Here is a 14,117-nt window from a genome sequence, read left to right on the forward strand (position 1 = left end):
CACGCCCCGGTCGCCCTTCACGCCTCGCCAGACGGCCCGATTAGCGTGGCCCCGCCCGTGCAACCCCCCCACCCTTTTGTAGTACACTCTTCCGCCCGCCACCCGCAGAGTAGGAGCCCGATGAGCAAAGAACTCGCCGACTTCGAGAAGTCCATGCACGAAGAGATCGATGCCTTCCTGAAATCAGAATCCCGGCCCACCAAGCCACCACAGGCAACGCCCCGGTCCGCCCCGCAAAAGCCGTCGCCCAGCACGCCTGCCAGCGAGATCAAGACCGGCCATATCGTCAAGCTCGCCGTACGCACCAAGCAGCTGGAACAAGACACCGCCTTCGAACACCACTCCGCCAGCATCTCCAGGCTCGAGGCGCAGATGGAAGCCGAAAAGGCCGCCCGCCAGGCCGGCTATCCGATCATCGGCCATGTCATCGAGATCCAGCGGGTCTGACCCCTCACCGGCGCCGCCCTCCCCGGCTCCGCGACACCTCACGAGGCCTGCAGGGCACGCTCTTCCTGGCGATGCTTGAGCGGCGAGATGCCGAAGCAACGCTTATAGTCGCGGCTGAATTGCGAGACGCTACGATACCCCACCGCCTCGGCGGCCTGGTTGACGTTCCCCGCCTCCTGCACCAGCAACTGCTGAGCCTTGATCAATCGCAGCCGCTTCAGGTACTGCAACGGCGAGGCCTGGGCGACCTGCCTGAAGTGCTGATGAAAGCTCGAAGGACTCATGCTGGCCCGCTGCGCGAGGGCCTCCACCGAGACGTCCTCGGCATAGTGGACATGCAGCCACGACAGCACCTGCACGATCCGCGAATAGTGCCCCTGATGGTTCACCAACGCCCGCAACGCCGCACCCTGCTGGCCCCGCAGCGCCTCGAAGACCACATCGCGCACCCGTTGCGGGCCCATGGCCGCGGTTTCGGCCGGATCATGCAGCGTGCGCAGCAGCCGCTCCACCGCGCCCTCCATGCCCGGCGTCATCGAGACCGAATCCATGGGCACCGGCGGCGCTTGGGGCTCGCCGATATCGCCCATGGCCGCCACCAGCTCGCCGAGCAGCGCCGGATCGAGGCGGATCGACACGCCCAGTAACGGCGCCTCGAGCGAGGCATGGGTCTCGCACTCGAAGGGCAGCGGCAGCGTCTGCACCAGATACTGGCCGGGTCCGTAATGAATCTCACGGTCGCCGAGATGGCCTATCTTGTACCCCTGGGCGACGATGATCAGGCTCGGATCGTAGATCAGCGGCGTGCGCGGCACCGATCGGCGCGAGGCCATCAGCGTGACCTCCGACAGTCGCGTCGGGGCGTAGCCATCGCCCTCGACCAGCGGCGCGATCAGCTCGATCAGGGGGCGTTGGCTCGGCTCTGACATGGACTCGGGTCTCCTGTGGCGGGTACGCTCGCTAGATGATCGTGACAATTTTACCCATGATCCCGGCGCATGGTCGCCACCTGTTGCAGGAATTGGCAAAACTGTCGGAGGAACGTCGCCCCATCGCCGCGTGTCACCCGCCATAATGGCAGGGTCATGTGCCGAGGCGCTCCCACGACGCCTCGGGCACTCATACCGCAAGGAGAACGCTTCATGAGTCAGACCCACGCCTACGCCGCCTTCTCCGCCGACAAGCCCCTGGCGCCGTTCACCTTCGAGCATCGCCAGCCGCGCCCCGACGACGTCGCCATCGAGATCCTCTACAGCGGCGTCTGCCACAGCGACCTGCACTTCGCCCGCAACGACTGGGGCATGACACGCTACCCGCTCGTGCCCGGCCACGAGATCGTCGGCCGCGTCACCGCCGTGGGCAACGAGGTCAGCAAGTTCCAGGTCGGCGACGTCGTCGGCGTGGGCTGCATGGTCGATTCCTGCCGCCACTGCCAGCCCTGCCGGGACGGCGTCGAGCAGTACTGCCTCGAAGGCTTCACCATGACCTACGGCGGCGATGACCGTCACGACGGCAGCCTCACCCAGGGCGGCTACGCCGACCAGATCGTGGTCAGCGAGCACTTCGTGCTGCGCATGCCCGACGGTATCGACCTGGCCTCCGCCGCGCCGATCCTGTGTGCCGGCATCACCACCTACTCGCCGCTCAAGCACTACGGCGTGAAGGCGGGCGACAAGGTCGGCGTGATCGGCATGGGCGGCCTCGGCCACATGGGGGTCAAGCTCGCCAAGGCGCTAGGCGCCGAGGTCACCGTGTTCACCCGCTCCGAGTCCAAGGTCGAGGAAGCGCGCCGCCATGGTGCCCACCACGTGGTCGTATCCACCGACGAGGAGCAGATGGCCGCGGTCGCCGAGACCTATGATTTCATGCTCGACACCGTGCCGGTACAGCACGACCTCAATCCCTACCTGGCCTCCCTGAAGTACGACGGCACCCACATTCTGGTCGGCCTGCTCGAGCCCATCGAGCCGGCGGTCGAGGCCTTCAACCTGGTGTTCAAGCGCCGCGTGCTGGCCGGCTCGCTGATCGGCGGCATCGAAGAGACCCAGGAGCTGCTGGACTTCTGCGCCGAGCACGATATCCGCTGCGATATCGAGATGATCGACATGCAGGACATCAACACCGCCTTCGAGCGCATGGAGAAGGGTGACGTGCGCTATCGCTTCGTCATCGACATGGCCTCGCTCAAGGACTGATGCCACGCTGTGCCGACCGCCGGCCGCCTACGTGCGGTCGGCGTCGTCTTGGCGTCCGCCATTGGCCACGGCCCAGGCTGAGACGCCATCGCTCCAACACGTCAGGAGAGAAACGACATGCAGTCACGCTACTTCACCCTCCATTCCCACCCCGAAGGCACCCCGGCGCGCGAGCTGTTCACGCTGGAAACGGCCGAGCTGCCGGCACTGGCCGAGGGCGAGATCCGGGTGCGCAACACCTGGCTGTCGGTGGACCCCTACATGCGCGGCCGCATGACCGGCGTGACCACCTACATCGAGCCCTTCGAGCTGGGCGCGCCACTACAGGGCTCCGCCGTCGGCGAGATCACCGAGTCGCGCGTCGAGGCCTTCCCGGTGGGCACCCGGGTTCGCCACATGAACGGCTGGCGTGACATCACCCAGCTGCCCGCCGAGCAATGCGAGCCCCTGCCCGACATCGATGTGCCGTCACAGGCCTATCTCGGCGTGCTGGGCATGCCGGGCATGACCGCCTGGACCGGACTGAACCGCATCGCCGAGATGCAGCATGGCGATAATGTGCTGGTCAGTGGGGCCGCCGGCGCGGTGGGCTCGCTGGCCGTGCAGCTGGCCAAGGCCCGGGGCGGCACCGTGGTCGGCATCGCCGGTTCCCAGGACAAGCTCGACTGGCTGGAATCGCACGGCGTCAAGGCGGTCAGCTACCAGGGCCGTGACGCCGACCAGCTCACCGCGGCGCTCACGGAGGCCTGCCCCGAGGGCTTCGACGTCTACTACGAGAACGTCGGCGGCGTATGCCTGGAGGCGGCGCTGAACACCCTGCGGGTTGGCGCGCGCATCGCGGTGTGCGGCCTGATCGCCGGCTACAACGACACCACCCCCACGCCTGGCCCCGCCAACCTGGCGATGCTCCTGATCCGTCGCGCGCGCATGCAAGGCTTCATCGTCTTCGACCACTGGGAACACTACCCGAGCTTCCTCGAGGAAGTCGGTCCCCAGGTGGCCGACGGGGCGCTGGACTACGAGGAAACCGTGGAAGAAGGGCTGGAACGCACCCCCGACGCCTTCCTCAAGCTGTTCGAAGGCGCCAACCGCGGCAAGATGCTGGTCCGGCTCTGAGCCCCACCGCGCTCATCGCGCCGGCACGGCGACGCTAGTGCGTCGCCGATGCTCAAGCGCCGAGCGTCATCGCCGGCCCACGAACGCACGGGGCCCCGCGCATGCGGGGCCCCGTTCGGTTGGCGATACACCTCGCGGTTCAGGTGGTGGCCTGCCTGGCCGGCGCCAGCTCGTCGCCGGACATCGAGAAGTGGGTCTCGACGCTGCGGCTGTGGCTCAGCCGGTCGGCACGGGCCTGCTTCATGGCCTGGCTGCCACCGTTGATCTGCTCGGCCGTATAGGACACGGACGACGCCTGCTGGCTAGAGGCGGCGACCGGCTGCTGGTTCAACTGCAGGGCACGCTCGGTGGCATTGTCGGCCTGGGCCACCATCGGCAGTGCGGCGATCAACAGCGCGGAAAGGGTCAGCTTGGTGTTCATGACGAGTCTCCTTGGGGCGTGATGTTCGTGTGAAGAACTTTGCTCTCTTGCAACTTGTTAGCAAGCTTAAGTTTTTACCCCTACAGATAAAAGCGGTCTATTTCGAAAGCTATTTTCGAATCTATAGAAAGGACCGGCGCCTCCCTCTCTACCTTCTCCCAGGCACGCTCACCCACGACCTTCGTCTAGGCCTCAAAGAGCTCAGTTTACGTTAACGTAAACTGATACTAGGCTGGCTTCCACAGTCAACACTTCGTTCCAGAACACGCGACCGACAACAGCCACAACGGGAGATCGCCGCCATGCACGCCCCCTACGCGCCCCTCGACTTCGGCCTCGCCGACGAACTCAACATGCTGCGTGACCACGTCAACGCCTTCGCCCGCGACGAGATCGCCCCGCGTGCCGCCGAGATCGACGAGAACAACGCCTTCCCCGCGGACCTGTGGCAGAAATTCGGCGACATGGGCCTGCTCGGCGTCACCGTGCCCGAGGAGGACGGCGGCAGCGGCATGGGCTATCTGGCCCACTGCATCGCCATGGAAGAGATCTCCCGGGCCAGCGCCTCGGTGGGGCTCTCCTATGGCGCTCACTCCAACCTGTGCGTGAACCAACTCAAGCTCAACGGCTCGGCCGCCCAGAAGGCCAAGTACCTGCCCCGGCTGATCAGCGGCGAGCACGTGGGGGCGCTGGCCATGTCGGAGCCGGGCGCCGGCTCCGACGTCGTCTCCATGAAGCTGCGTGCCCGGCAGGACGGCGACCGTTTCATCCTTAACGGCAACAAGATGTGGATCACCAACGGCCCCGACGCCGACGTGCTGGTGGTCTACGCCAAGACCGACCCGGATGCCGGCTCCAAGGGCATCACCGCCTTCATCATCGAGCGCGGCATGCCCGGTTTCTCCACCGCCCAGAAGCTCGACAAGCTGGGCATGCGCGGCTCGAACACCTGCGAGCTGGTGTTCGAGGACTGCGAGGTACCCGCGGAGAACGTGCTCGGCGAGCTCAACAAGGGCGCGCGGGTGCTGATGAGCGGGCTCGACTTCGAACGCACCGTGCTGGCCGCCGGCCCCATCGGCATCATGCAGGCCGCCATGGATGTGGTGGTGCCCTACATCCACGAGCGCCACCAATTCGACCAGGCGATCGGCGAGTTCCAACTGGTGCAGGGCAAGGTGGCCGACATGCTCACCACCCTCAACGCCTGCCGCGCCTACCTCTACGCCGTGGCCGGCGCCTGCGACCGCGGCCAAACATCGCGCAAGGACGCCGCCGGGGTGATCCTCTACTGCGCCGAGAAGGCCACCCAGGTCGCGCTGGACGCCATCCAGCTGCTCGGCGGCAACGGCTACATCAACGAATACCCCACCGGTCGGCTGCTGCGCGATGCCAAGCTCTACGAGATCGGCGCCGGCACCAGCGAGATTCGGCGCATGCTGATCGGCCGCGAAGTGTTCAACGAATCCGTTTAACCGAAGCCGTAAGCGATAAGCTACTAGCTGTAAGTGACGGCCAAAACGGGCTTTCTTATGGCTTCAGGCTGACGACTTACCGCTCCCTGGAGGGGTACATGGCAATCCTGAACACCCAGATAAACCCACGCAGCGACGGTTTCCAGGCCAACGATGCGGCGATGCGCCAGGAGCTCGGCCGGCTGCGCGAGCTGACCGCGGCCATCGCCCAGGGTGGCGGCGAGAAGGCCCGCGCCCGTCACGAGTCTCGCGGCAAGCTGTTCGTGCGTGACCGCATCGATCACCTGCTCGACGAAGGCTCGCCGTTCCTCGAGTTCTCGGCGCTGGCCGCCCATGAGGCCTACGACGGCCCGGTGCCCGCCGCCGGCGTGGTCACCGGCATCGGCCGGGTGTCCGGCGTGGAATGCGTGATCGTCGCCAACGACGCCACCGTCAAGGGCGGCACCTACTTCCCGCTGACCGTGAAGAAGCACCTGCGCGCCCAGGAGATCGCCCGCAAGCACCGCCTGCCCTGCCTCTACCTGGTGGACTCCGGCGGCGCCTACCTGCCCGAGCAAGACGAGGTGTTCCCCGATCGCGATCACTTCGGGCGCATCTTCTACCATCAGGCCACGCTCTCCGCCGAAGGCATCCCGCAGATCGCCGTGGTGATGGGCTCGTGCACCGCCGGCGGCGCCTACGTGCCGGCCATGGCCGACGAATCGATCATCGTCCGCGAACAAGGCACCATCTTCCTCGGCGGCCCGCCGCTGGTGAAGGCCGCCACCGGCGAGACGATCAGCGCCGAGGACCTGGGCGGCGCCGACGTGCACACCAAGGTCAGCGGCGTGGCCGACCACTACGCCGAGAACGACGCCCACGCCCTGCAAATCGCCCGGCGCTGCGTGGCCAGGCTCAACTGGCAGAAGCGTGGCCAACTGGCCATGGCCGACCCCAAGCCCCCGCGTCTCGATCCCGAGGAGCTCTACGGCATCGTCGGCACCGACCTGAAGAAGCCCTTCGACGCCCGCGAGGTGATCGCGCGGCTAGTCGACGACTCGGCCTTCGACGAGTTCAAGCGCGACTACGGCGACACCCTGGTCACCGGCTTCGCCCACCTGCACGGCCATCCGGTGGGCATCATCGCCAACAACGGCGTGCTGTTCTCGGAGAGCGCGCTCAAGGGCGCGCACTTCATCGAGCTGTGCACCCAACGCAAGATCCCGTTGATTTTCCTGCAGAACATCACCGGCTTCATGGTCGGCTCCAAGTACGAACAGGAGGGCATCGCCAAGCACGGCGCCAAGCTGGTCACCGCCGTGGCCTGCGCCAAGGTGCCCAAGTTCACCGTACTGATCGGCGGCAGCTTCGGCGCCGGCAACTACGGCATGTGCGGCCGCGCCTTCGAGCCCAACCTGCTGTTCATGTGGCCCAATGCCCGGATCTCGGTGATGGGCGGCGAACAGGCCGCCGGGGTGCTGGCCCAGGTCAAGCGTGAGCAGATCGAGCGCGACGGCGACGACTGGAGCGCCGACGACGAGGCCAGCTTCAAACGGCCGATCCGCGACCAGTACGAGCGCCAGGGCCACCCCTTCTACGCCAGCGCACGGTTGTGGGACGACGGCGTCATCGATCCGGCCCAGACCCGCGATGTGCTGGGGCTTTCGCTGGCCGCGGCCATGAACGCCGACATCGAAGACACCCGCTTCGGCGTGTTCCGGATGTGAGCGCGCCATGCGCGAGAGCGAAGAAGGAAGAGAGAAGATGGAGGCAGAAGCCCGGGTGGACCATGTCGGCAACGCCGAGGGCCTGGTGGCCTCTTCCGGCGGCGAAGCCGCGTTCTTCCCTCTTCAACCTTATTGAGAGAGGCCTGCCATGTCACAGACAAGCGACTCAAGACTCGAGATCGATGACCGCGGGGTCGCCCGGCTGACGCTGGAACGCCCCCAGGTCCACAACGCCTTCGACGATCACCTGATCGCCGAGCTCAACGACCACCTGCGCCGCGTAGGCGAGCTGGCCCAGCGCGGCGAGGTGCGCGTGCTGGTGCTGGGGTCCGAGGGAAAGAGCTTCTCGGCCGGCGCCGATCTGAACTGGATGCAGCGCATGGTCGACTACGACTTTGAGGACAACCTCGCGGACTCCCGCGAGCTCTCGGCGCTGATGCACGGCCTGGACACCCTGCCCTGCCCCACGGTGTGCCGCGTGCAGGGCGCCACCTTCGGCGGCGCCGTGGGCCTAGCCGCCTGCTGCGACATCGTCGTCGCCTCCGACAAGGCGCGCTTCTGCCTCTCCGAGGTGAGGATCGGCCTGTCGCCGGCGGTGATCAGCCCCTACGTGCAGCGCGCGCTCGGCAGCCGCCAGATGCGCCGCTACGCCCTGACCGCCGAGGTCATGGACGCCGCCACCGCCGAACGCCTGGGCCTGGTCCATCGCCTGGTCGAGCCGGACGCCCTGGACACCGCCGTGGACGCCATGATCGACACCCTGCTGGCTACCTCGCCCCAGGCCAGCCGCGCCACCAAGGCGCTGCTCGCCGAGGTGGCCCACGATCCCGACAGCAACGCCACCCGCGACCACACCTGCCGCATCATCAGCGAGCTGCGCGTGAGTCACGAAGGTCAGGAGGGCCTGGCCAGCTTCCTCGAAAAACGCCGCCCCGCCTGGGCCCCCGACGACTCATCGAACACGGAGCGCCGACAATGACCCGGACGACCCAACAGAATGCCCCGCGCTTCGACACCCTGCTGATCGCCAACCGCGGTGAGATCGCCTGCCGCGTGATGCGTACCGCGCGCCGCATGGGCCTGCGCAGCGTGGCGGTCTATTCCGATGCCGACGCCGACGCCCGCCACGTGCGCGAGGCCGACGAGGCCGTGCGCCTGGGCCCCGCCGCCGCCCGCGAGAGTTACCTGAACGTGGAAGCCGTGGTCGAGGCCGCGCGACGCACCGGCGCCGGCGCCATCCATCCCGGCTACGGCTTCCTCTCCGAGAACGGCGCCTTCGTCGAGGCCCTGGACGCCGCCGGCATCACCTTCGTCGGCCCGCCTGCCGCGGCCATCGCCGCCATGGGCGACAAGTCCGCCGCCAAGGCACGCATGCATGACGCCGGCGTACCGCTGGTGCCCGGCTACCACGGCGAAGCCCAGGACGATGCTCTGCTGTCTGACGAAGCCGAGCGCATCGGCTACCCGGTGCTGCTCAAGGCAAGCCGGGGCGGCGGCGGCAAGGGCATGCGCGTGGTGGAATCCGGCGAGGCGTTCCAGGCCGCGCTGGACGGCTGCCGTCGCGAGTCCCAGGCGGCCTTCAACGATGATCGCATGCTGATCGAGAAGTACCTGACCCAGCCGCGCCACGTCGAGGTCCAGGTGTTCTGCGACAGCCACGGCAACGGCGTCTACCTGTTCGAGCGCGACTGCAGCGTGCAGCGCCGCCACCAGAAGGTGCTCGAGGAGGCCCCGGCGCCGGGCATGACCGAGGATTTGCGCCGCGAGATGGGCGAGGCGGCGGTGCGCGCCGCCCGCGAGATCGGCTACGTCGGCGCCGGCACCGTCGAATTCCTGCTGGATGCCGATCAGTCGTTCTACTTCATGGAGATGAACACCCGCCTGCAGGTCGAACACCCGGTCACCGAGATGATCACCGGGCAGGACCTGGTGGAATGGCAGCTGCGCGTGGCCATGGGCGAGCCGCTGCCTGTCACGCAGGACGCGCTGACCCTCACCGGCCACAGCTTCGAGGCACGCCTCTACGCCGAAGACCCGGAGCACGACTTCCTGCCCGCCACCGGCACCCTGACCCGCTTCGCCATGGACCTCGAAGGCGCCGGCCTCGAGGCCGACCGCGTACGGCTGGACAGCGGCGTGGCGACCGGCGATGCCGTCTCCATGCACTACGACCCGATGCTCGCCAAGCTGATCGTGCATGGCGACGACCGCGCCCAGGCGCTGGCCACCCTCAACCGTGCGCTGGCCGCCCTCGACGTACGCGGCGTGGTCACCAACCGCGGCTTCTTGCAACGCCTGGCCACTCACCCGGCCTTCCGCGACGCCCATCTCGACACGCGCTTCATCGAGCGCCACGAGGACACGCTGTTCGCCCGCCCCGAGACCGCCCCCGAGGATATCGCCGCCGCGGCACTGATCGGCCTGCATCAACTGGCCCGCGAGAGCCGGAGCGACTCCCCCTGGGACCGTCACGACGGTTTCCGCCTGAACGCCCCGCACACCATCCGCATCGCCCTGAGCGAGCCCGCGCAAGAGGGCGACGCCGAACGCGTCACCGTGGTCGAGGGCAAGCGCACCAGCGACGCCTCCCCCTGGCAACTGAGCCTTTCCGGGCACACCTTCGCCGCCACCCTCGCGCCCCTGGAGGGCGACGCCGTGGCGGTGACGATCGACGGCCATCGCCGGCGGATCCAGGCGCGCCTGGTGGGCGAAGGGCATGAACGCAACGTGGTGGAAATGGCCGATTCGCGTCGCGAGACACGGCTCATCTGGCGGCGCATCGACGCCATCGACCACGGCCGCCAAGAAGCCGAATCCACCCTCACCGCCCCCATGCACGGCACCGTGGTGGCGCTGCTGGCGGAAACCGGCGCCCGGGTGGAGAAAGGCATGCCGCTGATGGTCATGGAAGCCATGAAGATGGAGCACACCCTGACCGCCCCCGCCGACGGCCACGTGGAGCACTTCCACTTCGCCGCCGGCGACACGGTCGGCCAGGGGGATGTGCTGCTGGAGTTTGCCGCGGACGAGTAGCGCCGGGCAGGAGCGTGGCAACGCCGACGCCGAAGGCACCCATGCGCGGCGACTCAGGCAAGCGGCGCCGAGAGCCACCACTCGGCGTGCAGTGAACAGGACAGGAGATAACCCATGGCATTTCCCAAGCGCGTGCGCCTGGTCGAGGTCGGCCCCCGCGACGGGCTGCAGAACGAGCCCGAGGCGATCGACACCGCCACCAAGCTGGCCCTGATCGACCGCCTGGGCGCGGCGGGCCTCACCCACATCGAGGCGGCGAGCTTCGTCTCCCCCAAGTGGGTGCCGCAGATGGCCGATCACCGCGAGGTGATGCACGGCCTGCGCCGCCACCAGGGCGTGACCTACTCGGCGCTCACCCCCAACCTCAAGGGGCTGGAGGCCGCGCTGGAATGCGGCGTCGACGAGGTCGCGGTGTTCGGCGCCGCCTCCGAGGCCTTCTCGCGGAAGAACATCAACTGCTCGGTGGCCGAGTCGCTCGAGCGCTTCGCCCCGGTGCTCGAACGCGCCCGGCAAGCCAAGGTGCCCGTGCGCGGCTACGTCTCCTGCGTGCTGGGCTGCCCCTACGAGGGCCAGATCGCGCCGGCCAAGGTCGCCGAGGTAGCGAAAGCCCTGTACCAGATGGGCTGCTTCGAGGTCTCGCTGGGTGACACCATCGGCACCGGCACACCGCTCAAGGCCAAGCGCATGATCGAGGCCGTGGCCCGCGACGTGCCCATGGAGAAGCTCGCCGCACACTTCCACGACACCTACGGCCAGGCGCTCGCCAACCTCTATGCCGTGCTCGAGGAAGGCGTGGCGGTGATCGACAGCTCGGTGGCCGGGCTAGGCGGCTGCCCGTACGCGAAGGGAGCCGCCGGCAACGTGGCAAGCGAGGATGTGGTCTACCTGCTCGACGGCCTGGGTATCGAGAGCGGCATCGACCTCGACAGGCTCGCCGCCGCCGGCAACTGGATCACCCGTGCCATCGAGCGGCCCAACCGCTCCAAGGCCGGGATCGCCCTCGCCTCGCGCTGAGCGCACGGCCGCCACCACGCAAAAGGCCCCGAGCCGGTTTCCCGGCTCGGGGCCTCGTCTTGGCCGCCTGTGGCGCCTGTGATCAGGCCGTCTCGGCGGCCCGTGCGGCGCGATGCGCGTGCAGCTTCTTGTAGCTCTCGACCAGTCGCTGATGACGCTCCAGGCCCTCCAACTGCATGCCCACCGGTTCCAGGCCCGCGAAACGCAGCGTGCCGTTCACCGAGCCGACCACGCTCTCCATGGTCTCTGCGCCGAACATGCGTGTGAAGTTGTAGAGGTAGTCGTCCAGCTCCAGCTCGTCGTCCAGGGCGATATCCAGCACCGCATTCACCGCCTGGTAGAAGAGCCCGCGTTCGACGGTATTATCGTTGAACTGCAGGAACATCTGGACCCGATCCAGCGCCTCCTCGTGCTGGCCAAGCGCTAGGTTGATCAACAGCTTGAGCTCGAGGATGGTCAGCTGGCCCCAGACGGTATTCTCGTCGAATTCGACGCCGATCAGGGTGACGATGTTCTCATGATCATCGATCTGGGTCTCCTCCAGGCGCTCCAGCAGCGCGCCTAGCTGCGTGTCGTCGAGCTCATGGAGATTGAGGATGTCCTCGCGGAACAGCAACGCCTTGTTGGTGTTGTCCCACACCAGATCTTCCACCGGGTAGACCTCGGAATAGCCCGGCACCAGGATGCGACAGACCGGCGCACCCAGGTCGTCGAACACGGCCTGATAGGCCTCCAGCCCCATTTCCTCGAGGATGCCGAACAGGCCGGCGGCCTCTTCCTCGGTACCGCTGGCACCGCTTGCCGAGAAGTCCCACTCGACGAACTCGACATCGGCCTTCGAGCTGAAGAAACGCCAGGAGACCAGCCCCGAGGAATCGATGAAGTGCTCGACGAAGTTGTTCGGCTCGGCGATCGCCAGGGAGTTGAAGGTTGGCGGCATGAAGTCGTTCAGGCCCTCGAAGCTGCGCCCCTGCATCAGCTCGGTGAGGCTGCGCTCCAGCGCTACCTCGAGGCTCGGGTGGGCGCCGAAGGAGGCGAACACGCCGCCGGTCTTGGGATTCATCAGGGTGACGCACATCACCGGGAACTGGCCGCCCAGGGAGGCATCCTTGACCAGCACCGGGAAGCCCTGGGCCTCCAGCGCCTCGACGCCTTCGAGGATATCCGGATACTTCCTCAGCACCTCCATCGGCACGTCGGGCAGCGTGATTTCTTCCTCGAGGATCTGGCGCTTCACCGCCCGCTCGAAGATCTCCGACAGGCACTGCACCTGCGCCTCGGGCAGGGTGTTACCGGCACTCATGCCGTTACTGAGGAACAGGTTCTCGATCAGGTTCGAGGGGAAATAGACCGTCTCGCCATCCGACTGGCGCACGTAAGGCAGCGATACGATGCCGCGCTCCACCTTGCCGGAATTGGTATCGATCAGGTTCGAGCCCCCGAGCTCGCCGTCAGGATCGTAGATCGCCCGGCAATGGTCGTCGAGAATACCCTCGGGCAGCGCATCATTCGGGCCCGGCTGGAACCACTCCTCGTTCGGATAATGGACGAACCGGCTATTGGCGATCTCCTCGCCGAAGAACTGGTCGTTGTAGAAGAAGTTGCAGCTCAGCCGCTCGATGAACTCGCCCAATGCCGAGGCCAGCGCGCTCTCCTTGGTGGCCCCCTTGCCATTGGTGAAGCACATGTTGGAGTAGGCATCGCGCAGATGCAGCGACCACACATGGGGCACGATGTTGCGCCAGGAGGCGATCTCGATCTTCATGCCAAGATCTTCGAAGAGAGCACTCATGTTGGCGATGGTCTGCTCCAGCGGCAGGTCCTTGCCCTCGATCCAGGTGGTGCCTCCCCCTTCCGGCGCGCCCATCAACAGCGCCTGGGCATCCTCGTCGATGTTCTCCACGGTCTCGATCTGGAACTCGGGGCCGGTCTGCACCACCTTCTTGACCGTGCAACGGTCGATGGAGCGCAGGATGCCCTGGCGATCCTTCTCGGAGAGATCCTCCGGCAACTCGACCTGGATCTTGAAGATCTGCTTGTAGCGATTCTCGGGGTCGACGATGTTGTTCTGCGACAGGCGAATATTCTCGGTGGGAATATCACGCGCGTTGCAGTAAACCTTGACGAAATATGCCGCGCACATGGCCGACGACGCCAGGAAGTAGTCGAAGGGGCCCGGGGCCGAGCCATCGCCCTTGTAGCGGATCGGCTGGTCGGAGACGACGCTAAAGTCGTCGAACTTCGACTCCAACCGGAGGTTGTCGAGATAGTTGACCTTGATTTCCATTGACAAAGCACCGGATTCGTGTGTTGGGCGACCATCGCGCGTAGCCCGCCATTATCCAGCTTTTGGGGTGCTTCGTCTTGGGCGAGTGGTCAAAAAATCGCCGGCAGGCGGGGCGGGAAGCAAGAGCTGATCGGGCTCGTTGCCGCGGGATCGCTTCGGTGCAGCCCCATATGAGCGAACACTACGTCGACAGCATGGCGCGGCTAAACGTGCCAATCGCATTTTCCGGGGGGCTGCCTGGTCCGATAGCCGCCATCTTCCCTGTCGCCCTTTCCACTCCCCGCGGTTCGCGCTGGCTGGTGCGCTTCGTTTCACGAAGCAAGCACCCTACGCCTCTCGCTCGCAAGAACTCATCGCCCGGTGAGCTTCTACGCGAGGCGGCGTAGGGAGAAAACCTCTCGTCACAAGGCCTGCGATGGCCTGATG

At 66.6% G+C, this 14,117-nt stretch carries 12 protein-coding genes; 9 read left to right on the forward strand and 3 right to left on the reverse strand.

What is annotated here, in order from left to right:
- Positions 1-120: 120 nt before the first annotated feature.
- Positions 121-447, forward strand: a complete 327-nt coding sequence (locus ETC07_RS02570) for a hypothetical protein (protein WP_136246922.1) — start codon at positions 121-123, stop codon at positions 445-447.
- A 38-nt stretch (positions 448-485) separates the two neighbouring features.
- On the opposite strand, the gene ETC07_RS02575 is transcribed toward ETC07_RS02570, so the two are convergent.
- Positions 486-1,376 carry an AraC family transcriptional regulator gene (locus ETC07_RS02575; RefSeq protein ID WP_136246923.1) on the reverse strand — a complete coding sequence of 297 codons (891 nt, stop codon included), beginning with the start codon at positions 1,374-1,376 and terminating at the stop codon, positions 486-488.
- A 213-nt stretch (positions 1,377-1,589) separates the two neighbouring features.
- Here ETC07_RS02575 and ETC07_RS02580 point away from each other — a divergent pair, with 213 nt between their 5' ends.
- Complete coding sequence (locus ETC07_RS02580; protein ID WP_136246924.1) at positions 1,590-2,642, forward strand: NAD(P)-dependent alcohol dehydrogenase; 1,053 nt, start codon at positions 1,590-1,592, stop codon at positions 2,640-2,642.
- Between the two features lie 117 nt (positions 2,643-2,759).
- Entirely contained in the window at positions 2,760-3,758 is a 999-nt protein-coding gene (locus ETC07_RS02585) for an NADP-dependent oxidoreductase (RefSeq protein WP_136246925.1), read from the forward strand.
- A gap of 139 nt (positions 3,759-3,897) precedes the next feature.
- On the opposite strand, the gene ETC07_RS02590 is transcribed toward ETC07_RS02585, so the two are convergent.
- Entirely contained in the window at positions 3,898-4,179 is a 282-nt protein-coding gene (locus ETC07_RS02590; protein ID WP_136246926.1) for a hypothetical protein, read from the reverse strand.
- 302 nt (positions 4,180-4,481) lie between these two features.
- Between ETC07_RS02590 and ETC07_RS02595 the strand changes: the two genes are divergently transcribed.
- From ETC07_RS02595 to ETC07_RS02615, 6 genes are all read left to right on the forward strand, one after another.
- Positions 4,482-5,651 carry an isovaleryl-CoA dehydrogenase gene (locus ETC07_RS02595; protein ID WP_136246927.1) on the forward strand — a complete coding sequence of 390 codons (1,170 nt, stop codon included), beginning with the start codon at positions 4,482-4,484 and terminating at the stop codon, positions 5,649-5,651.
- 98 nt (positions 5,652-5,749) lie between these two features.
- Positions 5,750-7,357, forward strand: a complete 1,608-nt coding sequence (locus tag ETC07_RS02600) for a carboxyl transferase domain-containing protein (protein WP_136246928.1) — start codon at positions 5,750-5,752, stop codon at positions 7,355-7,357.
- A 7-nt stretch (positions 7,358-7,364) separates the two neighbouring features.
- Positions 7,365-7,493, forward strand: a complete 129-nt coding sequence (locus ETC07_RS15965) for a hypothetical protein (RefSeq protein ID WP_276605471.1) — start codon at positions 7,365-7,367, stop codon at positions 7,491-7,493.
- A 12-nt stretch (positions 7,494-7,505) separates the two neighbouring features.
- A complete protein-coding gene (locus ETC07_RS02605) occupies positions 7,506-8,336 on the forward strand; it encodes an enoyl-CoA hydratase-related protein (RefSeq protein WP_136246929.1) in 831 nt (276 codons plus the stop codon).
- Positions 8,333-10,390 (forward strand): acetyl/propionyl/methylcrotonyl-CoA carboxylase subunit alpha, encoded by a 2,058-nt coding sequence (locus tag ETC07_RS02610; RefSeq protein WP_136246930.1) that lies wholly within the window; start codon positions 8,333-8,335, stop codon positions 10,388-10,390. Before ETC07_RS02605 ends, ETC07_RS02610 begins: the two co-directional genes overlap by 4 nt.
- 114 nt (positions 10,391-10,504) lie before the next feature.
- Positions 10,505-11,404, forward strand: coding sequence for a hydroxymethylglutaryl-CoA lyase (locus tag ETC07_RS02615; RefSeq protein WP_136246931.1), 900 nt, complete (start codon positions 10,505-10,507; stop codon positions 11,402-11,404).
- A gap of 82 nt (positions 11,405-11,486) precedes the next feature.
- On the opposite strand, the gene ETC07_RS02620 is transcribed toward ETC07_RS02615, so the two are convergent.
- A complete protein-coding gene (locus tag ETC07_RS02620) occupies positions 11,487-13,691 on the reverse strand; it encodes an OsmC domain/YcaO domain-containing protein (RefSeq protein WP_136246932.1) in 2,205 nt (734 codons plus the stop codon).
- Between the last annotated feature and the right edge of the window lie 426 nt (positions 13,692-14,117).

The sequence above is a fragment of the Halomonas borealis genome (assembly GCF_004798905.1).
Taxonomy (GTDB): domain Bacteria; phylum Pseudomonadota; class Gammaproteobacteria; order Pseudomonadales; family Halomonadaceae; genus Halomonas; species Halomonas borealis.